The 23,018-nt window shown below is 49.2% G+C and carries 15 protein-coding genes and 1 pseudogene; 7 read left to right on the plus strand and 9 right to left on the minus strand.

What is annotated here, in order from left to right; all coding sequences use genetic code 11:
- Positions 1-120 precede the first annotated feature (120 nt).
- From NBH14_RS25530 to alaS, 3 genes and pseudogenes are all read right to left on the minus strand, one after another.
- Positions 121-345, minus strand: a pseudogene (locus NBH14_RS25530) (PD-(D/E)XK nuclease family transposase); the annotation flags it as partial.
- 307 nt (positions 346-652) lie between these two features.
- On the minus strand, positions 653-4,279 hold the full coding sequence (locus tag NBH14_RS25535) for a glycosyl hydrolase 2 galactose-binding domain-containing protein (protein ID WP_186961616.1): 3,627 nt from the start codon (positions 4,277-4,279) through the stop codon (positions 653-655).
- Between the two features lie 218 nt (positions 4,280-4,497).
- A complete protein-coding gene (gene alaS / locus NBH14_RS25540; protein ID WP_186961617.1) occupies positions 4,498-7,125 on the minus strand; it encodes an alanine--tRNA ligase in 2,628 nt (875 codons plus the stop codon).
- A 96-nt stretch (positions 7,126-7,221) separates the two neighbouring features.
- Between alaS and NBH14_RS25545 the strand changes: the two genes are divergently transcribed.
- The 4 genes from NBH14_RS25545 (at position 7,222) to NBH14_RS25560 (ending at position 10,009) form a co-directional block, all read left to right on the plus strand.
- Positions 7,222-8,205 carry a M23 family metallopeptidase gene (locus NBH14_RS25545; protein WP_128135095.1) on the plus strand — a complete coding sequence of 328 codons (984 nt, stop codon included), beginning with the start codon at positions 7,222-7,224 and terminating at the stop codon, positions 8,203-8,205.
- 14 nt (positions 8,206-8,219) lie between these two features.
- Complete coding sequence (locus tag NBH14_RS25550) at positions 8,220-8,597, plus strand: MerR family transcriptional regulator (protein WP_128135096.1); 378 nt, start codon at positions 8,220-8,222, stop codon at positions 8,595-8,597.
- A gap of 66 nt (positions 8,598-8,663) precedes the next feature.
- Positions 8,664-9,059 carry a DUF3127 domain-containing protein gene (locus NBH14_RS25555; RefSeq protein WP_009859820.1) on the plus strand — a complete coding sequence of 132 codons (396 nt, stop codon included), beginning with the start codon at positions 8,664-8,666 and terminating at the stop codon, positions 9,057-9,059.
- The gene (locus NBH14_RS25560; protein WP_186961618.1) at positions 9,059-10,009 is read left to right on the plus strand and encodes a calcium/sodium antiporter; all 951 of its coding nucleotides are present in this window, start codon (positions 9,059-9,061) and stop codon (positions 10,007-10,009) included. The genes NBH14_RS25555 and NBH14_RS25560 overlap by 1 nt, the downstream gene beginning before the upstream one ends.
- Positions 10,010-10,143: 134 nt before the next feature.
- Here NBH14_RS25560 and NBH14_RS25565 read toward each other — a convergent pair whose 3' ends face one another.
- The gene (locus tag NBH14_RS25565; RefSeq protein ID WP_186961619.1) at positions 10,144-10,614 is read right to left on the minus strand and encodes a DUF4890 domain-containing protein; all 471 of its coding nucleotides are present in this window, start codon (positions 10,612-10,614) and stop codon (positions 10,144-10,146) included.
- 124 nt (positions 10,615-10,738) lie between these two features.
- Positions 10,739-11,524 (minus strand): inositol monophosphatase family protein, encoded by a 786-nt coding sequence (locus NBH14_RS25570; protein WP_186961620.1) that lies wholly within the window; start codon positions 11,522-11,524, stop codon positions 10,739-10,741.
- A 122-nt stretch (positions 11,525-11,646) separates the two neighbouring features.
- Between NBH14_RS25570 and NBH14_RS25575 the strand changes: the two genes are divergently transcribed.
- The 3 genes from NBH14_RS25575 to tamL all read left to right on the plus strand — a co-directional run bounded on the left by NBH14_RS25575 (position 11,647) and on the right by tamL (position 20,444).
- A complete protein-coding gene (locus NBH14_RS25575) occupies positions 11,647-13,242 on the plus strand; it encodes a MutS-related protein (RefSeq protein WP_186961621.1) in 1,596 nt (531 codons plus the stop codon).
- Between the two features lie 153 nt (positions 13,243-13,395).
- On the plus strand, positions 13,396-18,000 hold the full coding sequence (locus NBH14_RS25580) for a translocation/assembly module TamB domain-containing protein (RefSeq protein WP_186961622.1): 4,605 nt from the start codon (positions 13,396-13,398) through the stop codon (positions 17,998-18,000).
- The gene (gene tamL / locus NBH14_RS25585; protein WP_436277994.1) at positions 18,000-20,444 is read left to right on the plus strand and encodes a translocation and assembly module lipoprotein TamL; all 2,445 of its coding nucleotides are present in this window, start codon (positions 18,000-18,002) and stop codon (positions 20,442-20,444) included. The genes NBH14_RS25580 and tamL overlap by 1 nt, the downstream gene beginning before the upstream one ends.
- Positions 20,445-20,451: 7 nt before the next feature.
- On the opposite strand, the gene NBH14_RS25590 is transcribed toward tamL, so the two are convergent.
- The 4 genes from NBH14_RS25590 to hmuT are packed head-to-tail and all read right to left on the minus strand — an operon-like array spanning position 20,452 to position 23,018.
- Entirely contained in the window at positions 20,452-21,297 is an 846-nt protein-coding gene (locus NBH14_RS25590) for a hypothetical protein (RefSeq protein ID WP_186961623.1), read from the minus strand.
- Between the two features lie 50 nt (positions 21,298-21,347).
- Positions 21,348-21,674: a DUF2149 domain-containing protein gene (locus tag NBH14_RS25595; RefSeq protein WP_075559044.1), complete on the minus strand. Its 327-nt coding sequence runs from the start codon at positions 21,672-21,674 to the stop codon at positions 21,348-21,350.
- Positions 21,671-22,306 (minus strand): MotA/TolQ/ExbB proton channel family protein, encoded by a 636-nt coding sequence (locus NBH14_RS25600; protein ID WP_186961624.1) that lies wholly within the window; start codon positions 22,304-22,306, stop codon positions 21,671-21,673. The genes NBH14_RS25595 and NBH14_RS25600 overlap by 4 nt, the downstream gene beginning before the upstream one ends.
- Positions 22,307-22,313: 7 nt before the next feature.
- Positions 22,314-23,018, minus strand: a complete 705-nt coding sequence (gene hmuT, locus NBH14_RS25605) for an HmuT family protein (protein ID WP_186961625.1) — start codon at positions 23,016-23,018, stop codon at positions 22,314-22,316.

Here is a 23,018-nt window from a genome sequence, read left to right on the forward strand (position 1 = left end):
AGAAGCTGATTGCAACTCTACATCTCGAGATAGTTTACTTCTACCGATCGGTTAATTCAATTATTCATACAACAAATATATTGAATTAATCTTGCTTTGGTGAACTATGCAAAGTTAGAGCATTTCGAGTATAAATTTACTTCCGTCCACATCTTTACAAAGGAGATCGAAGATCACCGTGCGCTGTTCTATTACTTCCGGTTGGATTTCTTTATCGAGATAGGTCAGGTCTTTTACCCGGCGTTCGCCCTCGAGCGTGGCGTTGATAAAGTCGATTGCTACCTGCTTTTCACCAAATACGGTCTTAAAAGCCTTGTCGAGCATGATGTTCACATACTTTTCCATAAGTCAATAGTTTTAGTTGTTTATTACCCGATAGCAGGTAACGGGACAAATGTAGGCAATATTTTATTTATTCCAACAGTGGAGAATACCTTTTTTTGATTCACAGTCAGAAATAAGTAAACCCTCCTCTTTCCCTTCAAAGAAAAGGCGATTCAATTCTTAGCAGAAAAGGTGAATGGTTGTTAGCAGCCATTCACCTTTTCCACAAACCTTTCACCCCCGCTATTCACCGTCAAACAACCAGAAAACAGACAGTTGTCCTACACGCAGCAGATGGTGAACGGTTTTTATCTAAAATCTATCAGTATCATTCTACATTATATCCTGACACAACCACTTTCGGTGCATTGCCTCTGGTGTCTTCGTCTTTCCAATGGAAGCTGATTTCTTTCTTTTCACCCGGAAGCAGAGCGAAGTAGTTGTCGGAATAGAACATCGGAAGGAACTGCTCGCCATCCTTGTCGCCCACAACATTTACACGAATCATTAATGCCGGTGTCGAAGTAGTATTCTCGATAACGACTGTACCGTTCCAGTTTCCATCAGTTCCCTTGTTTGTCGTGACATCGGACTTCAATGCTACTTTCGGGAGATTACGCAGATCCTGGTAGTTGTTTTCTTCCAGGCTTCTGTGATAGAAGTTCTCGGAAATAACCTTTCCGTTTTCAGTCAAGACCATCTTGATAAAGTGAACCTTCGACAGGTTATCCGGGAATTCCAGCTGGATACATTTGTTGGTCGTATCTTCATTGCTATCGGTAGCGACTTCTTTCTCCCAGGCTACGGAAGCATCCATATTCAGCACCTGCGCCTTAGCTGTCAAGCCCTTACGGTTGCCACCACTGTAGTTTACGACTTCTACCTCATCGGTTACCGGGTTCCATTGGATATGCAACGGTTCGGAAGCCTTCTTGATAGCAAAATAGGCGGCTGTCGGTTCGAAGTAATAATCATAGGTCTGCCATACCATAGAAGGCCAGCAGGAATGACTCATCCACATCAGCAAACCTTTACGGTTCTGGCTGCGGGATTCAAATAAGCTGCGGTGACCGTCATAGTTCACCCATTGCGCCAGTTCGGAAAACTCTTTGGCGCTACGGGGTTCGCCGTATCCTTTCGCAATAATCTCGTTGAAAGATGTAGCACCCTGTGCACCTTCGCGGGTATAGTCGTGCATACCCCACTGATTATCCTGCGGCCAGATACCTTCCGGAGAGAAGGTACGGAGCATACTTTCGTAGGTCAGCACATTCGGCATACCGCGTTCGCTATGGAACTTGTCGTTACCGGTCTTCAATGTGAAGTATTCCTTTGCAGGAAGCATACGGTACGGGCCGTGGCCGCTTACTACATCATCAGCCGAACTGGATATATAATGTATATCCGAATGATCTTCTTTGATGATCCGGCGCAACGCCTTGTCGATCTGTTCGGGAGGGAAACCTTCGTTACGACCGCAATAGATACCGATGGAAGCATGGTTACGGATGCGCTTCACATAATCTTCCGCGTTGGCAATAAACATTTCGGGATAGTAAGGATCAGGACCGTCAGCCGGATTCGCCAGCCAGAAGTCTTGCCAAACCACGATACCGTGGCGGTCGCAGGCTTCATACAGTTCTTCATCACCAATCATACCCACCCAGTTACGCATGATTGTAAAGTTCATATCGGCATGGTAAGCTACCGCGATATCATATTCACGTGCACGGTAATTCAGGTTAGACTCACTGAATCCCCAGTTACCGCCCCGGCCAACAAAACGACGACCGTTGATAAAGAGACTCAAAATCTGATTATCCTCATTGAAGGTCATCTGGCGGATACCGACTTTAAAGTCTTTGGCATCCGATACCTTATCATCTATTTTAAATGTAAAGTTGGCATCATACAAGTTTGGCTCTCCATAGCCTTTAGGCCACCAGAGACGCGGATTCTGAACATTCAACTGAGCGAAATCCTTTGCATCGAAGACAACCGTTTTCTCTTCGCCCGCTGCCAGTTCCACCGGCTGTTGGAATGTGATATCACCGATCTTGCCTTCCAGCATACCTTTTACCGCATTTGCATCATGGTTCTTTACGATTACTTCCGCCGTCAGTTTAGCAGAGGTCGTATCGGGCAACGGCAGAACCGATTTAACAAGCGGGTCAGCCACCGTCACTTTTCCGGTCGTTGTCAGGAAGACATCATTCCAGATTCCGATATTACGGCCGCGTACAGTCGGAATCCAGTCCCAACCGATCGTTGCATGGAATGTCGGATTGTCAGCACCCAGGATACCACCGTTGAAGTCCGTACTCTGTGCATTCTTCTCTTTAATAGCACCGATATGCGAGTTCTTGATAATTTCTACGGCTACCACATTCTTACCCGGGACGATCAGGTCCGTTACATCGAACTTGCCACGCATAAAGGCACCTTCGATACGACCAGCCTGCTTACCGTTTACATATACATTCGCCTTCCAGTTGATACCGTCGAAGTTCAGGAATACGCGATCCTGTTTAAATCCTTCCGGCACCTCAAATTCGTCACGATACCAGAAATCGGAATTGAAGAATGATTCGGATACCTGTAACTGGTTGTCGGCATAATCAGGATTGGCAATGGCGCCGATATTCTTGTAACTGCTCAAGACAGTTCCCGGCACAGTGGCTACAACCCAGTTTTCAGGTTTGAAGCCGGGAGCCGAAATTTCTTCTCCCGTAGCCGTTATTTCTGATGCACGCTGAAGTTTCCAGTTGCCGCCGGACAAATAGATTTCGCCTTTCGATGCGGCAGGTGCAGCCACAGCCTGCGGAACCAGGCCACCTTTACCCATCACTTCCAGTTCGCTCAGGATATAACGGCTGTCGTTGGCCGGCTGTTGCATCAGGATACGCACATAACGCGCATTCTTTTTGCCGTTCAGCGAAATTTCATCGACCAGTTCCTCCCCACCGGGAAGTTCAGCGACATCCGTCCACTGTTCTGCATTATCGGAAACCTGTACTTTACCTTTTACGGCTTTGTTTATCCAGCGTAAAACGACTTTGTCAAATTCAGACCGGCTACCCAGGTCTACATACAACCATTCTTCTCCCGTAGTGGCACTCATCCAGGCACTATTGAAGAATTGAGAAGGTTTCATTTCCACCATTCCGTCCTTATTATAGAAATCGGCTGCCGTAAACACCCAGCTATGGGCACCGGCCATCTTCAATAGGACACGGTAATTGGAGTAATTCGCCTCTTTATCAAATGCTATGGTTTCATTCAGTTTACGAACCGGCATGGAAATCTGTTCGGTCTGTTTGTTCGGGTCGGTTACCGGTATACGATACCGTACAGCGTCGCCCGGCAGCCCTTTGCCGCTCAGTTTGCCGACCTCGGTCCAGTTCTGTCCGTCATTGGAACCCTGGCAGATAATTTCATAACCGTCTTTTGCCAACTGGTCGTCATAAATAAGAGTTCCTGTCAGCACCAATTTGTCGGCCTGTTTGCTGTAATTCTTTAGCGCGAACTGGAAATAAGTATCCGCCCCTTCAAATGTATTCCGGGAATACGGACCTTCGTCGATCATCCATTCGCGTTCACGCCGGGGAGCTTCGCCGGCCGGAGTCGATAGTATTAAATACTGCGGTTGCTGGTCGGTTATAATACCATCTGTCACTAACTGCGCCGTCAAGTTATAGTCATGACTGGAGGAGTTGAAAGCCGAACGCAGAAGGGCTATATTGCGATAATTTGACTTATCCGGAGCCAAATCAGGAGAGAAATCCTCCTTCGGGTTACCGGGGTATTGCCCTATACCACGCGTATAGTAGTCCGAACGTTCAAACGATTCGGTTGTCGCCCCTGCACCACTACAACCCCAAAGCAACAACGAAGTCGCTGCTGCTCCACAGAGCGTGAGGATACGGGAGACTTTTTGCTGTTTACACATTTTCATACGATGAAAGTCTATTTGATTTGTATTTTTTGCATGATTCAACACTCTTCTCTCAGGAAGTTTCGACAAATGTACGTCAACTCTGATTCTTATGCAAATCAGATAAGCCGGTAAAAACACACATTTGCAGTAAGTTGCAAGATTTATGAATTAATTATTCAAAAAAAATGGCGGAACTAATCAGTCCCGCCATTTTCATATATGCTTTATAAGTTCTTTTACTTCAAATCAGCCGCTTCAAGAATCTGTTCTACGGCCTGGGCTAAACCGTCGGAGTTTTTACCGCCGGCAGTTGCAAAGTGGGCCTGTCCGCCACCGCCACCCTGAATCAGTTTGGCTGCATCTTTTACCAGTTTACCGGCATTCAGTCCTTCGGCTACAAGCGGTTCGCTCAGCATCACCATCAATGCACATTTTGCACCGTCCTTGATACCGGCCACAAAGAATACTTTCTCTTCGCTATTGCTTTCACCTTTGATCTGGAAGGCCAGGTCCTTGATCGCATCTACATTCGCCTCACCGCGAAAAACAACCACCTTCACTCCGTGGCGTTCAACAGCCTTGGCGATCAGTTCTTTCTTCAACATAGCGACCTTTTCCTTTACATAGTCGCTAACCTGTTTCTTCAGCTCGGCATTTTCTTCGATCGACTTACGGATTGTCTGTGCCAGGTTCGGTACATTATTAAATAAAGCACGCAACTCACGCATGGAATCCTGCAACATGAAGGTATAGTTTTCCGCCCCTTCGGCCGTCACCGCTTCGATACGGCGTACACCGGCAGCGATAGAACTTTCGGCAATCACACGCAGCGAACCGATCATACCGGTTGCCGGGATATGCGTACCACCGCACAACTCGATAGAAGAACCGTATTTAACGACACGTACTTCCTCGCCATACTTTTCACCGAACAATGCCATAGCACCCAAAGCCTGCGCCTGGGCAATCGGCATATTGCGATGTTCTTCCAACGGATAGTTGGCACGAATCTTTTCGCTTACCAGCTTTTCTACCCGGCGTATTTCTTCGTCGGTCACTTTCTGGAAGTGAGAGAAGTCGAAACGAAGCGCTTCGGGAGAAACATACGAACCTTTCTGTTCAACATGTGTGCCCAATACTTCACGCAAAGCCTCATGCAGCAAGTGAGTTGCCGAGTGGTTACATTCGCACTGGATACGTTTCTTTTCGTTGATCTTAGCCGTGAAAGTAGCTGTTACATCTTTCGGCAAACGGGTGACGAAATGCACCGGCAGGTTGTTTTCACGCTTCGTATCTACTACATCCAGCTTTTCATCGTCGGCAATCAGCCATCCTGTATCACCTACCTGTCCACCCATCTCTGCATAAAACGGAGTCTGGTCGAGAACGATCTGGAACAACTCTTTATTCTTCTGCTTGATTTTACGGTAACGCAGGATTTCGGCTTCACATTCGAACAGGTCGTAACCAACAAACTTAGCTTCGCCTTCTTTCAGGACCACCCAGTCGCCGGTTTCGATAGCAGCCGCATTACGGGCACGTTCTTTCTGTTTCTGCATTTCCGCATTGAACTCTTCGATATTCACTTCCATGCCGTTTTCACGCAGGATAAGTTCGGTCAGGTCCAACGGGAATCCGTATGTATCATATAATGTAAAGGCATCCACACCGCTGATAACGGTTTTTCCGACAGCCTTTGTTTCTTCAATCTTCTTATCCAGCAGACGAATACCTGTTTCCAATGTACGCAGGAACGATTCTTCTTCTTCCTTGATTACCTTTTCGATCAGCGTCTTCTGGGCAACCAGTTCGGGATAAGCATCGCCCATCGTCTCGATCAGGACAGGCAACAAGCTATACATAAAAGCTTCGCGGCGTCCGAGGAACGTATAACCGTAACGAACGGCACGGCGAAGGATACGGCGGATTACGTAACCGGCCTTTGCGTTCGACGGCAACTGTCCGTCTGTGATAGAGAACGCGATTGTACGGATATGGTCGGCAATAACGCGCATAGCCACATCCTGCTGTCTGTTGTCACCGTATTTTGTTCCGGTCTTTTCGGCAATCACCTGGATGATCGGCTGGAATACATCGGTATCGTAGTTGGAAGTCTTACCCTGCAATGACATACACAGGCGTTCGAATCCCATACCCGTATCGATCACCTTCGCAGGCAGCGGTTCCAACGAACCGTCGGCTTTGCGGTTGAACTGCATAAACACCAGGTTCCAGATCTCGATTACCTGCGGATGATCTTTGTTTACCATCTCTGCACCGCTAGAAACGGCACGTTCTTCGTCAGAGCGAAGGTCTATATGAATTTCCGAACAGGGACCGCAAGGACCGGTATCACCCATTTCCCAGAAGTTATCATGTTTGTTACCATTGATAATATGATCTTTCGGCAGGAACTGTTCCCAGTAGCCGGCAGCTTCGTCGTCGCGCGACAAACCTTCGGCAGGGCTTCCTTCGAATACGGTTGCATACAAACGTTTCGGGTCCAGCTTCAGGACATCCACCAGATATTCCCATGCCCATCCGATAGCCTCTTTCTTGAAATAATCACCGAACGACCAGTTTCCCAACATTTCGAACATCGTGTGGTGATAGGTATCGTGTCCTACCTCTTCCAGGTCGTTATGTTTACCGCTTACACGAAGACATTTCTGCGAGTCCGCGACACGTGAATATTTAATGGGTACATTTCCCAGGATTATATCCTTAAACTGGTTCATGCCCGCATTGGTGAACATCAATGTCGGGTCCCCCTTCACGACCATAGGAGCAGACGGTACAATCTGGTGCTGCTTGGAAGCGAAGAACTCTTTAAACGATTCACGAATTTCTTTTGCTGTCAACATAATCTATTATATAGTTCTCGTTAATATTCTGAAAAACAATTTGCAAAAGTACTGCAAATTATTATTTTTGCACGTATCCAAGCAATAAAATATTCAATGAAACTGTTTAAAACAAGAAAAACATATTACTTATATAACCCGAACACGCTCAGTTACGACCGTGTTTACCCCTCCGCCAAAGACCGTTTCTTCATTGTGCTCCGTCATTTGAGCATCGGTGCGGCAATCGGTATCGGTGTATTCTTTATTATGATGTACACGATCGATTCGCCGGTCGAGTCTTTGATGAAGAAGGAAAACAAGCTGTTGCAGACTCAGTATGAAGTACTTTCATTACGTCTCACCAATGCGCTGGAAGTGTTGGATGATATACAGCAAAGGGATGAGAACCTGTACCGCGCCATTTTCCAGGCCGAATCCATTCCCGAATCGGTGCGTAAATCAGGTTTCGGGGGAACCAACCGCTACGAACATCTGCTGAACCTGTCCAATCCGGAGCTGGTTGTCTCTACCACCCAGAAGATGGACATGCTCAGCAAACAACTTTATATACAATCCAACTCATTGGAAGAGTTGATTAAACTGGGTAAGAACCAGGAGGAACGCAGCCGCTGCATCCCTGCCATCCAGCCAATCTCCAACAAGGACCTGCGTCGCACGGCATCCGGCTACGGTGTACGTATCGACCCGATCTACCGAACTCCGCGTTTCCACTCCGGCATGGACTTCTCCGCCAAAGTAGGAACGGAAATCTATGCAACCGGCGATGGAGTCGTCACCTTTGCTGCCTGGAAACAGGGCTACGGAAACTGTCTGATGATCGATCACGGCTATGGATTCCAGACATTATACGGTCATATGAGCAAATACAGAAAACGCGTCGGACAGAAAGTGACACGCGGCGAAGTGATTGGAGAAGTAGGTAACACCGGTAAATCGACCGGCCCGCACCTGCATTATGAAGTGATAGTTCGTGGTAAACACGATAACCCGTCCAGATACTACTATATGGACCTGACACCGGAAGAATACGACCGTATGATTCAGATTGCAGAAAACCATGGCCAGGTAATGGATTAAACATCTTTAATACAATGGCATTAAATAAAGATAAAAATCTGAAGTTATATTTCTCCATCAGCGAGGTGGCGCAGATGTTCGACGTGAACGAATCGACACTGCGTTTCTGGGAGAAAGAATTCGATATTATCCGTCCGCGCAAGACGCCTAAAGGAACCCGTTTTTATAAGCAGGAAGACATCGACGCCGTCCGCCTGATCTTCCATCTGGTAAAAGAGCGGGGAATGACCTTGGCTGGTGCCCGGCAAAAACTAAAGGATAACAGGGAGACAACCATCCGGCAGGAAGAGATCGTTAATAAGCTGAAGCTGATTAAGGAAGAACTGCTCTCTATGAAAGCAGCCTTCGATGCGCTCGACCCTTCCGAATTGCCTCAGGAAGAGAAAATCTAAGTCAAACAATTAGCAGGTTACGCCGGAAAAGCGTACCTTCGCCGACAATTTAATAGAACAATAAACATGGAAATTACGGGAAAAATTATCGCCGTACTGCCAGCGCAGAGCGGAACCAGCAAAGCTGGAAACGAGTGGAAAAAACAAGAATACGTATTAGAAACACACGACCAATACCCTAAGAAAGTCTGCTTCCAGATCTTCGGTGCCGACCGCATCGAACAAGCAGCTATTCAACCCGGAGAAGAATTGACAGTATCATTCGATATAGACAGCCGCGAGTATCAGGGACGTTGGTTCACCAACATCAGTGCCTGGAAGGTAGACCGTCCGATGGCAGGCGCTCCCCAGTCAGCACCAGGAGCCATGACACCGGAAAACTTTGCACCGGCATCTGCCCCGACAGCATCTGCCGCTCCCGACTTCGGCCCGGCTAACCCGATCGACGATCTGCCATTCTAATGGATATCGTTGCCCTGATCGGCGGACTACTCCTCATCTTGGTCGGCGCAAATGCACTGACCGATGGGGCTGCTTCGGTAGCCAAACGTTTTAACATCTCCTCTCTTGTTATCGGATTAACGATCGTAGCCTTCGGTACATCCGCCCCCGAACTGACCGTCAGCATTGTATCGGCACTGAAAGGAAGTGCGGATATGGCCATCGGGAATGTTGTCGGAAGTAATATTTTCAATACCCTTATGATTGTAGGTTGCACGGCAGCCATTGTTCCCATCGGGATGAATAAAGGGACGCTCAGCAAAGAGATTCCGTTATGTATCCTGGCATCTGTCGTTTTATTTATCTGCGGAAACGACGTGTTGATAAACGGAGCGGCTGAAAATACAATCAGCAGCAGCGACGGGATGCTGCTGCTCTGCTTCTTTGCGATCTTTCTGGGTTATACATTTGCCATTGCACATAACGGGAACGGAGAGGAAGAGACGAAAATCAAATTGATGCCCGTATGGAAATCCGGGTTATTCATTGCCGGTGGCCTGGTAGGTCTGATTTATGGAGGGCAGTTCTTCGTAGACGGAGCATCAGGGATTGCGCGTGGCTTGGGTGTCAGTGAGTCTATTATCGGCCTGACGCTGGTTGCCGGAGGAACTTCCCTGCCCGAACTCGCCACCTCGGTCGTTGCCGCCTTGAAGAAAAATCCGGAGATGGCGATCGGGAATGTGATCGGTTCGAACCTGTTCAATATATTTTTTGTATTAGGTTGCAGTGCGACCATCAGTCCGCTGAACATGAAAGGTATTACCAATGTAGACCTCGGGGTTCTGATCGGTTCATGCGTATTGCTTTACCTGTTCGGATTATTTATCAGGAAGCGAACGATAACCCGCTTCGAAGGGATTGTTATGGTACTCTGTTATATTGCCTATATGATCTATCTGATCAAAGGATAAAGACAGGTATAAAGAGATGTGAACTATCTGTTTATAGCGTCAATGGGACCCGAAGGGTTCAATTATGAAAGTCCCTTCGGGACAAAGACATTCTCTGTTTTAATTCGCGTCATCTACGTCAAAATATATTCGCGTCAATCAGCTCTTCCCGGACCTCCCGGCCCTCCATTCCGGGGACCTTTCGGGCGGTTCTCCTTCATATATTTCTGATACTTTTCGTATTGCTCGTCAGTCAGGATCTTTTTAACGGCTGTATCGTGCTCGCTCATCATTGCATCCATCTTTTCTCTCATCACTTCGGGAGAGAACTGTTCTTCGTCCTCCCTGTTCGGGCGCATCTGCTGCATCTTTTCCATGAAGGCTTTTTCTTCCTCTTTGAGTTTTGTTACCTGTTCATCCGTCAAAGCCAGTTTTTTGATCAGCTTATCGGTGATAAAAGAAGGCATTTCCCCTCTTTGCGGAGGACGTTGATCCGGCCTGTCCTGGCTACAACAGCAGCAACAGCCATGCGGTTTACCAGGAAAAGGTCCGTGAAGGGGTTGTGCCCCAGCGAAACTCAAAAGACCAAAAGTAAATAAGCCTGTAATAATCATTTTCTTTTTCATATCTCTACCATGTTTTGTTAATTTCTCCGTGAAGATAAACGGCAACACAGGCGGATACAAATAAAATAGACGGAAGGGAAGAGATTCTCTGTAAACAGGGGATATTTCCCTCTTAAAATTTACTTCACTCCTGAACCAGCCGCATAAGCGTCTCGTGCATCGCTCCATTGGTGGCAAGCACTTCATCTCCCGACTGCCAGTTGTCGCCACCGCTAAAGTCAGTCACTTTGCCGCCGGCCTGCATCAGGATCAGGGCACCTGCCGCTATATCCCAGGGACCGATCCAGGCTTCGATACGCGCTTCGAAACGTCCGGCAGCGATATAGCAGACTTCAGCAGCAGCCGCTCCCATCAGGCGCGTTCCTCCGGCAAAACCGTATAACCGGTCGACCAGGCGGAGGGCCACCGGGCGGTAAGCATCGGAGTTATAAGGAAATCCCAGGTCGATAAAGGCTTTATCCAAGTCGGAGACGTCTGATACGTGTATCTCCCTGCCATCCAGATAGGCTTTACTGCCTTTCCAGGCGTAGAAGCATTCGTCGCGACAGACTTCGTAAACGACACCGATCAGCAATTCTTCTTTATTACGCAGGGCGATGCTGACACAGTAAGGGGCGACATCGTGGATATAGTTGGAGGTCCCGTCCAACGGGTCTACCAGCCAGCAATAGTTTTCGTCAGTCAGGCTGCCGCTGCCTTCTTCGGCGATGAAGCCTGCTTCGGGAAGCAAGGCGGAGAGTTGGGCGATCAGCCATTTTTCCGATTCCTTGTCGACATACGATACGTAATTGTGAGCACTTTTTTCTTCTACACGTGTACGGTCGAACTTACGCCGTTCTTCTTTCAGGAAAGTCCCGGCTTGCCGGGCTATCTGTTGTACCTGGGTACAAAGTTCTTCTAAATTAAGCATATCCTCTTTTTATCTTTTTGTTGTGACAAACATACGCATTTTGGAACTAAATAATACGGGTAGTACTGAATATTAACGAAAAAGATATACTTTTGACACAAGACATAAAACAGTTACGATCTATGAATATCCGGAAACCATGGAAACAGACTCCAAACTATAAGGGAGAAGAGAAAGCCGAGAGTTATAATTTTTTCGATATCTCTTCCTTCTTCCGTTTCGATACGCACCGGAATGCTTTGGGCGTATTGTCCGACCAGACCTGCTCCGATCTGGGTTTCGAGGATCTTTTCATGTTTTCCGACCGCACCGCCTCACGCATCGGGCAGCAGTATCTGTACAACCTGATGCGGATCATCCCGGACAAAGCGGGCGAAATAGAACGGCATGAAGCACTTATAAACAAGCTGTCGTCGCATCCGGATTTACAGGAAGAACTTGTCAAAGACCTGCAAATCCTGAATGCCTATGAAGCATATAGTATTGCGTCACTGATGGGTATAGGATTTCCGGCTGTTCCTGTATGGAGGAAAATCTTGTTTCGTGTTTGTGGTTTCCTGCCGAGCTTGTTTCTTCTATTGTTGTATTTCTATCAGGCGGGAGCATGGCTGCTTTTGTTGATTGCAGCAATACTTGTGAACGGCGTTATTCATTACGGGAACAAGCCGAACAACCTGAATTTTCTGATATCCATCCCCCAACTGATACGTTTGCTGAATATTTCGGGCAAACTATCGAAGAACCCGCTTTTCACAGAACTCGGCAAAGAGGTTCCGGAGGCGCTGTCTTCATTGGAAACACTGAGAAAGGCGAGCGGCCACCTGCGGATGGAATCGAAGATGGACAGCGACCCGGCCGTCATCCTTTGGGCGATCATGGAATGCGTCAAGATCTTCTTTCTGGCGGAACCGATCGCCTATCATAAAGTGATCACCCTGCTGAAAGATAAGAACCGGCAGATAGAGACGGTGTTTCGTTTTGTCGGGTTGGCAGACAGCCTGTCGTCGGTCGCTTTTCTGCGAAAGAGTCTGCCTTATTACTGTCTGCCGGAAAAGCCGGAAGGCGAGGTGCGGATGGAGACGGAGGAGATGTATCATCCCCTGCTTGAAAACTGTGTTGCCAATACGATCCGGATCGAAGGCCGTTCCATCTTGTTTACCGGTTCGAATATGTCGGGAAAGACTACTTTCATCCGTACCCTGGGCGTCAATATGCTGGCGGCACAGACGCTTCATACGGCTTTTGCCCGGCGGATGCAGATGAAAGCGCCTGTCATGATCCATGCCGCCCTGATGCTTTCCGACAGCCTTTCCGACGGCAAAAGTTTCTATCTGAAAGAGGTAGAGTCGATACGCGATATGCTATCATGCAGCCGGAGCGAACATATCAACCTTTTCCTGCTGGACGAAATATTCAAGGGAACCAACACCACCGAGCGGATAGCGGCTGCCAAAGCGGTCCTGTCATACCTGAACACCTCGAACAACATCGTAATAGTCTCCACCCACGATGCGGAATTAGGAACATTCCTGAAAAACGAATACGACCTGTATCATTTCTGTGAAACGATAGCCAACGGAATTCTCTCGTTCGATTATAAATTAAAGCCAGGCAACCTCTACCAGCGGAACGCCATCCGTATTCTGGAAATAAATGATTATCCGGCGACATTGATAGAAGATGCTTATTCCGTTATCCGGCAGATAGAAGGCAGATAGCGGCTTTTCCCGGATATGGGAACAAAGTAATCCGGTTATTCTTTTACAGAAATTTTTGTTATGGAATTTCTTTTCTATATTTGTTAAAGAATTTTCAAACAAAACAGGGTATTTAGCCGTTATGATAATAAAAAAGAAAACGCTGATAAAAAGATGAGGATTTGGATAAAACGAATAGGGATTGTGTTGTTGATACCGGTGGTATTGATATTACTCGTCTCTGTGCTTTTATATATACCGCCTGTACAGAATTTTGCAGTGAAACAGGCCGCCTACTATGCCGGAAAAGCGACCGGGATGCAGATCGGGATCGAACGGATACGCCTCTCCTTCCCGCTGAACCTGACTGTGCGGGGCGTAGAAGTCCTGACGGCTCCCACCGATACGCTCCTGACGCTGAAAAGCCTTTCCGTCAATGTACGTGCCTTGCCTCTGCTGAAAAAAGAAGTGCTGGTAGACGCCATCAATCTGGAAGGGGTGAAAGTGAATACCGGGACTTTTATCGAAGGCATGGAGATAAAAGGCGTGCTAGGACGCTTATATGCCAAGGCCGACCGCATCAATCTCTCGAAAGAACAGGTGACGCTCAATACAATCGACCTGTCCGATACCGCTATCACCCTGCTACTGAACGATACGACAACGAAAGCCGACACCACCTCCACCCCAGTCAACTGGATATTGAAACTGGAAAAGATCAATCTCGATCGGGTGGCGTTTGCCATGCAGATGCCTGCCGACTCGTTGCGCCTGACTGCCTATATAGATAAGGCGAACCTGAAAGACGGCGTCGTAGACCTGGGCACCTCACAATATGGAGCAGACCTGTTCACGCTGACCGGTTCGACACTGGGATACGACGGCAACGACCAGGAGCCGGTGATAGGTTTCGACCCTTCGCATATCGCCCTGAGTAATGTCAATATCACCCTGGATTCGCTGTTCTACGGAGGGAGGGACATAAAGGCACGGATACGCGAACTCTCTGCCAACGACCGTTCCGGACTGGCGATCACTTCGCTGACCGGAAGCCTTCACAGCGACAGCACGACTATTAGTGTACCGCAATTATTACTGAAAACAGCTGCTTCGGAAGCACGCCTGCTGGCGATGGTTCCCTGGAGTTCGTTCGATGAAAACCCCGAAGGTGATATGCGGGTGTTATTAACTGCCTCTTTGGGAAAAGAAGATGTGATGACATTCGCCGGTGCACTGCCCGAAGATTTTCAGAAAGCCTATCCTCAGAAACCGGTTTCACTGACTGCCGGAGTAGAGGGAAACTTATCGTCCATGCTGCTCCGCCAGTTGAAAGCTGAGTTGCCGGGGACTTTCCGGATGGACGTTTCCGGAACGATGAAAGCACTGACCGACAGTGTGCGTCGTTCTGGAAAACTGGACCTGAAAGCTAAAACCGGCAATCTCGATTTCCTGCTGACGATGCTTCCCCTCGCCGAACGCCATCGGTATAATATCCCGGCAGGCATCACCCTGACCGGCGAGGCGGCTCTGAAGAATAATGAGTATCAAGCCGATCTCCTGTTGAAAGAAGACAAAGGGAAAGTCCTGCTGACAGGCCGTTTCAACCCGGCCAAAGAGGCTTATAAAGCCGACCTGAAAGTGGATAGCCTGGAGCCGGTGCATTTCATGCCGCTCGATTCGCTCTATTATATGAGCGCTTCCATACAGGCGGAAGGCCAAGGGTTCGATCCCTTCAAAACCTCTTCCTGGGCAAAGCTGGACGGAAAACTGACGGATATACGATACGGCAATTACAACGTATCGGACGTCACCCTGGCCGGTTCGCTGGAAAAGAACTTCGTAAAGTTCGACCTGCTGAGCAAATATCCGCTGGCAAAGATGGATATGACGCTGAATGCGACCTTGCAAAAGAAAGAGATCAAAGCCATGCTGATAGCCGATGTCGAAAACTTCGACCTCTATGGCATGCATCTGATGAACGACTCGCTGGCAACCTCCTTTCAGCTTTTCGCGGAAGCGGAAACCGATATGGGAAAGAACAACCTGGTCGACGTCACCCTCGGAAACTGGGAACTGACCACCACCACGGGTATTTATAAACCGAAGACACTGACCCTGCACGCCCAAAGCTCCAAGGACACCACCCGCGTCTCCTTCCATGCCGGCGACCTCGGGATCGTGCTGACCGGCAACTCCGACCTGGAGACCATGACCGATAAGTTCAACAAGATTTCCGAAGGGTTGAACAAACAGCTCGAGAAAGATTCGATGATCAATATCCCCGCCTTTAAACCGTTGCTGCCGGATATGCATCTGGCCATATCGGCAGGGAAAGATAATCCGATTTATAATATATTGCAGCAGGCGAACGTCTCGTTCAACAACCTGAACCTGGAGGCGTTCACCTCTCCCGAAGAAGGTTTCCGGCTGGATGCCGGCATTTACAACCTGATGCAGGACACGACGCGGATAGACACAGTCAGCTTTGCGATCCGGCAGGACTCGCTCGGACTGTTGTATCAGGCCGATGTCATCAAGACGAAATTCCGCCAGCAGGCTCCATTCACAGCCGGAGTCAAGGGGAAGGTCAGGAATACGTTTGCCGATGCCGAACTCCTGTACACGGACGGCCTGGGGAAAACCGGTATCCTGCTCGGACTGCGTGCCGACAAGGTGGAAGAAGGCTTCAACCTCCATCTGTTCCCGGACAATCCAATCCTGGCATTCCGCCCTTTCAAGCTGAATCCGGACAATTATATCCTTTATAAGAACGAAAAAGATATTGCCGCCGACCTCCGCCTGTCGGGCGAAGAGAACGCTTCCCTGTGGATACATTCGCTGCCCGAAAAGGATAAGATGGAGGAACTACATCTGGAATTGAGCCAGATCAACCTCGATGTGATCTCAAAGGCTTTTGCGGAGATACCTTCGATGAAGGGTATCCTGAGCGCCGACATGCAATATGCTCCATCGGACAGTTCGTTTCTGGTCGTTGTCGATGCAAATATCGACAATCTGATCTATGAAGGCGGACGGGTAGGCGAACTGATGTTCAGCACCGTTTATCTCCCGCTGGCCGACAATACGCACCAGGTCGACATGCACTTCTTCCGCGACCAAAACGAAGTTATGTCGGCAACCGCCCTTTACAAGATGGGGAAAAACGACCACCTGGACGGGACACTCGACGTAACGCATCTGCCGCTGGATATGGTGAACCCGTTTATCCCGGATAATATGGCGGCGCTCAGCGGCGTGCTCGAAGGAAACATGACGATAAAGGGCAGCAGCAAAGCTCCCGAAATGAACGGATATATCGAAATGGATTCGACTTCAATGTTCGTCACTGCCGTGGGAACCAGTTTCCGGGTGGACGACAAGAAGATCGTGGTGAAAGAGAATAAGATCCTATTCGACAAATACCATATCCACGCAGCCGGAAAGAACCCGTTCGTGATAGACGGCACGATCGACTTCAATAATCCTTCGCGGATGATGGCCGACCTGAAGCTGAATGCCGACAACATGCAATTGCTTGACGTGAAGCGTAACAAGGAAAGCATGGTGTACGGCAAACTGCTCGTCAACCTGGCGTCGACGGTCAAAGGTCCGCTGGATGCCTTAATGATGCGCGGCAGCCTGCAACTGCTGGGAGGAACCAATGTGACCTATGTCATGAAAGACTCGCCGCTGACGGTACAGGACCGTCTGTCCGACCTGGTGACTTTCACTTCGTTCGAAGACACGCTGGTGAACCGACGCCGGCAAGAAGCCCCGCTGCCTTTGGGCGGCCTGGATATGCTGCTGACCATCCGCATCGACCAGTCCGTACGGCTGAACGCCGACATTACACCCGACCGCTCCAGCAAAGTCGAGCTCGAAGGGGGTGGCGACCTTTCTTTCCAATACACCCCGCAGGGCGAGATGATCCTGAACGGACGATATACCCTTTCGGGCGGCATCGTGAAATATGCCCTGCCGGTCATCCCGCTGAAAGAATTTAATATCGAAAACGGTAGTTATGTGCAGTGGAGCGGCGATCCGATGGACCCGTACCTGAACCTGACTGCCACCGAACGCATCCGCACGAACGTGACGCTCAGCGGACAGAACCCGCGCATGGTGAATTTCGACGTGGGCATCGCCCTCAAACAGCAGTTGGAGAACCTGGGCCTGCAATTCGTCCTGACGGCTCCCGAAGACCAGGCGATGCAGACCGAATTGAGCAGCCTGGGTGAAGATGAACGCACGAAACTGGCAGTCGGCATGATCATGACCGGCATGTACTTGGGCAACTCAGGAAGCGGCAAACAGAATCTGAACATGGGTGCCGCCCTGAACAGCTTCCTCAACAGCGAGATCAGCAACATTGCCGGAAGTGCCCTGAAAACGGTCGACATCTCCTTCGGTATGGATACCTACGACGAGAACGGCGACGGCTCAGGCGGCCAGCGTACCGATTATAATTTCAGTTTCGCCAAACGTTTTTGGAACGACCGCATCCGTGTCGTGCTGGGCGGACGCATCTCGACCGGCGAAAATGCCAGCAACAGCAGCCAGACACAGGCCTTTATCGACAACGTCTCGATCGAATACCGGCTGGATGCCAGCGGAACCCGCTACGTGAAGCTGTTCCACGATAAGAACTACGAAAGTCTGCTGGAAGGTGAGATCACCGAAACAGGTGCCGGTATCGTCCTGCGCCGCAAGATGCTCCATCTGCGCGAACTGTTCAATTTTAAAAAGAATCGACCCAAACCGGTAAATGAAGAAGAATGATGGAAAATAAGGACATATTATACAAATTATACAGACTGTTAAACAGGATGGCGATAACACACCCCCTGCCCCCTCTCGAGAGGGGAAAAGTTACCAACAGTTTCCACAACAGAGAGTATCCGTCTCCCCTCTCGAGAGGGGGCAGGGGGTGTGTCATAATTTTCCTATTCACTACCCTGATCCTGCTATCCTCTTCCTGTTCGACAACGAAGAATCTGCCAGAAGGCGAAGTACTCTACACCGGCATTAAAAAGATCGATGTCACCGATGACGATAAAACCACCGCCGGCGAAGATGCCCTCGCCGAAGTGGAAGGCGCCCTTGCCTATCCGCCCAACAATGCCCTGCTGGGAAGTTCGTCCATCCGTGTGCCGTTGCCTTTCGGCCTCTGGGTCTATAATGCATTTGTCAATAAAAAGGGGAAGATTGGGAAATGGATTTTCGACAAGCTGGCTGCTAAACCGGTGTTCGTCTCCACCGTAAATCCCGAAGTCCGCATCAAGGTAGCGCAAAACCTGTTGAAGGAATATGGCTATTTCAACGGAACGACTTCTTTCCAGGTGGATACCAATCCGAAAAATGCGAAGAAAGCAAAACTCATTTACCAGGTGGCCATGAACCATCCCTACACCTACGACAGTATCCGTTATGTAAGGATGCGTCACCGGATGGATACACTGATACAAAATACGATAGGCGAACGCCTGCTTCATGACGGCGAAAACTTTAACGTGACGAATCTGGAAGCCGAACGGCAACGTATCTCCTCTTTGTTGCGCAACAACGGCTTTTATTATTTCCGTCCCGAGTTCATCACTTACCAGGCTGATACCATCATGAATCCCGGCAAGGTGGCGCTCCGCATCATGACTAAACCCGGACTGTCGCGTGCCGCTCTTCGCCCGTGGAAGATCGGCGATATATCAGTCTGGCTGAACGGCTATAACAATGAGACACCCACCGATTCGGTTCGTTACAAAGACATGACCGTCTATTACGAAGGCAAACTGCGCGTCCGTCCGTCGGTGCTTTATAACCGCCTGCGGTTCCGGTCGGGCGACCTTTATTCGCAGGAAAAACAGCAACGGACCCAGACCAGCTATTCGCGCCTGGGTATTTTCCGGTATTCCGAAATGCAATATACCCCGCGCGACACCACCCGGCGCCAGGATACGCTCGACCTGAAGATCAACACGGTCTACGACCTTCCGCTCGACGGTGAACTGGAAGTGAACGTCACCTCCAAAAGTAACGACCAGGTGGGACCGGGAGCCATCTTCAGCGTTACGAAACGGAACGTGTTCGGTGGCGGCGAGACTTTCGGGGTACGCCTGCGCGGTTCTTACGAATGGCAGACCGGCAACCGGGTGGATGGTGCCAAATCGGCCATCAACAGCTGGGAGATGGGATTGAGCGGAACGCTGACATTCCCGCAATTGCTTTTCCCGGGAATGATGAAGAAAGACGGCTTGTATCCGTCAAGTACCTCTTTCCGGTTGTATGTCGACCAGCTGAACCGGGCACGTTTCTTCAAGATGCTGGCTTTCGGCGGAAGTGCTTCCTACGATTACCAGTCGTCCGCCACCAGCCACCATTCGATCACGCCGTTCAAGCTGACGTACAACCTGCTCCAGTCTACGACGCATGAGTTCGATAGCATAACAAAGGATAACAAGGCGTTAAAACTGAGTCTGGAAAACCAGTTCGTGCCGGCAATGGGTTATACCTATACCTATGATGATGCCCCGATCACTACACGCCGGAACCATACGTGGTTCCAGCTTGCCGTTTCGCAGGCAGGTAACCTGCTGGGTGCCGGCTATGCTATTGCCGGAAAGAAATTCAACGAAGAAGGGAAACATCTGCTGGGAAACAAGTTTGCCCAGTTCGTGAAAGGGACAGCCGAGATACGTTATGATTATAAGATCGGCCATAACCAGCATCTGGTCGGACGCATGATGGCGGGTGCCGTCTACAGTTACGGGAACGCCCGGGTTGCTCCCTATAGCGAGCAGTTTTATATCGGGGGAGCCAACAGTTTGCGTGCCTTTACGATCCGTTCGATCGGTCCGGGCCGTTACCTTCCCGAAAAGTCTACTTACAGTTACCTTGACCAGACCGGCGACCTGAAATTTGAAGCCAACCTCGAATATCGTTTCCCGATCCTGGGCGACCTGCACGGGGCTGCATTCGTAGACGCCGGTAACATCTGGCTGATCCGTGAAGACAAACAGCGTCCCGGCGGCCAACTGAAATGGGGACGTTTCCTGAAAGACCTGGCGCTGGATGCCGGTGTCGGCCTGCGTTACGACCTGACCTTTATCGTAATCCGCCTGGATATGGGTATCCCATTACATGTTCCTTACGAAACGGACAAGAATGGTTACTTCAACGTCCCCAAATATAAACCGGGATGGCATCTGGCAATCGGGTATCCGTTCTAGGAGTTCCTCATTTCTTATGCCTGAACAGCAGAACGCCCAGTAAAACCAGGAAGGCGACAGCCATCATTGTCATCTCCAACCAATAGTGGGAAGGTTCTACCCATATTTCGGTCAGCATGTCCCAGCGGCCCAATATCTCGACAAAGGTCCAGAAGATAATCACGGTCGGGATGGCATAACGGATGGCATAGGCCAGCTTCTTGATTTTCAGCAAACGGATAAAAAGGTAGATCGACCACGCGAGCGAACCGAAAGCAATCAGCATCGTCACCGGATGACGGTCGCCCAGGAACTCAGTGTCATAGGCGAAGAGCAAGACCATATAGCAAGTCCACAGCAGCACGTTCAGTTCCATAAAGGTTGTCATAGCCACATTGCGCACAATCGGCTGAAGCGTTTCTACCGGCTGGCCGTAATGTATCTTGCGTTGTATCCAGTTAAAGAAGTTACAACCGGAACGGGTACTGAAAATATAGAACAGCATGACAATCGCCCAAAAGCCGTAGGAGGAAGGCATAATCAGATACTCCGGCTTAGTCACCACCTCACCGTTCTCAATCAGGGGTTGCACACCGAAACGGTTGGCAAAGTAAACATACCCGAACTCAATCCAACCCGTCCAGACAAACAGTCCTCCGAACAATCCCCAAAATGTAGCCGAAGTCTCTTTCTTCGAAATAATTCCGACCAATAGCATCACGACACCCAATACTCCCAGCCCGAATGCGGCAGGGTAAAGATAGTCATGGCCCAGCAATTTTTCCATCAGAATCATAGCGGCATGTCCCAACGGCATAGTGAAAAGAACAATCAGAAAGGACAGGATTCCCGTCCAGGGTGAAGTAAGTTTCATAAATGTAATGTATGTATTTGTTTATATTGGTTTCAAAAGTAATCCTTTTTTTATTCGGGAACGTAAATAATCTCGCCGTTCTCCATTTCATAAGCGATTCCGACTTTCTTTCCCTTCTTACCGGATTTCTCCTGGCTTTCCGAAGGTTTGTATTTCGTAATCGTCTGTCCTTCTTTCGTTATGATTTCCATATTCTCTTTTCCGGGATTCTTTACCATCGTATAATCTTCCTGCGAGAATATCTCCGTCATGTTGAACTTAGTCACCAGGGCAACCATCAGGGCGACGGCAAAAACCATCGCCACGTCGAACAGGTTCGACAACATCGCAACCGGGTCATGGTCCTCGGCTGCGTTCAATATCCGGCGGCGGCTCATTCGTTTACGGCTTTTGAAGTGACTAATGTGGCTTTTGCTGCCTGAGGTTTCTCTTTTTGGAGGTCAGACAGGAAATCGAGATAAACCAGGTCGGAAGTGAACCAGCGCTGTTTTACCTGTAACAGGATAAATCCGACCGCACCGGAAAACAAGCCCAATACCGTCGTCGCAAAAGCGACCTGCATATTGTAGGCCATAGATGAAATATCGCCGGTGGAAAGTCCCGCTAGGGCAGGTCCCATCGGAATCAGAGTTCCCATCAGCCCGAGGATAGGACCGAATTTAACCAGTACTTTATATTTGCCGAGTTCGGCATCTGCCGTTACCTCATACTCGGAGAGGATACGGTTGGACACGGCCGTGCTGCCGGTCGATAACAACTGCCGGGCAGTACGGGTAAACAGCGAATCCGGCTGCTCTTCCAGTTCTTCCGAAAAAGTATGGATGGTCGCCTGATCCAGTTGGTCCATGCGGGTACGTAATTGTTTATCTTGTTTTATGCGCTGGATATATTGGCCGGCAAAGCCTCCCAGCATAACGATACTCTTGGCGAAGAAAAAAAGCAATCCGACGATAACGGGTACCAGTAACCCGCTCGATATCCAGAATAAAATATTTGATACTTGTTCCATACTATATTTAGTGCTTAGAATTTTTATGTTGTTTATAAATGCGGACCACCTGTGTCCAAAGATATCCGAGGATGAAAATAACCAGCAACAGGGCCAACGTACCGGCACAGCCTACCCAGTCGACCGGCGAAGCATGGTTGTAGACAGTAGCCGACGGATGGAAAATCGTACAGCAGATAACCAGTACGCAGACGAAGAAGGTCAGGATAACGACCAGTTCTATCAGCAGTTCCTTTTCTGCAATCAGCTTGCGCATAAAGAACGATGCCAGTGAGAACGCAACCGTTACGCCAACTGCCAGTCCGATGCTCGTACGCATAAAATCAACTCCCGTCAACGTAAAGAACAGGGTGATATGAATATAGTACAGGGCAGGGAAAACCAGCAGGGAGGGCATATACCGGAACAACTTCGTGTACCACCGGAAAGAGTTGCCCTCTTCCCAATCCTTTATACGGGCCATGCAGAAATAACCGGACAACAGCATATCCACCATCACCACCAGCGAAATATTCATCATGGCAGACTGTGTAGAGAGCACCCGTTGCAACTCCAGTTTATTCACCTCCATGGCAGAGGGATGGCAGAGCATGATAAATGCGCCCAGCGAAAGGCTGAAGGCAAGCCTGTACCAACGGTTCGGCAACAGGCTTGTCATAAACAGGCTTTTCACGACTGCGAAAAGTGATAATAACAGCAAGATATTATCCAT

It is taken from the genome of Parabacteroides caecihominis, from assembly GCF_023656785.1.
In the GTDB taxonomy this organism is placed as follows: Bacteria; Bacteroidota; Bacteroidia; order Bacteroidales; family Tannerellaceae; genus Parabacteroides; species Parabacteroides segnis.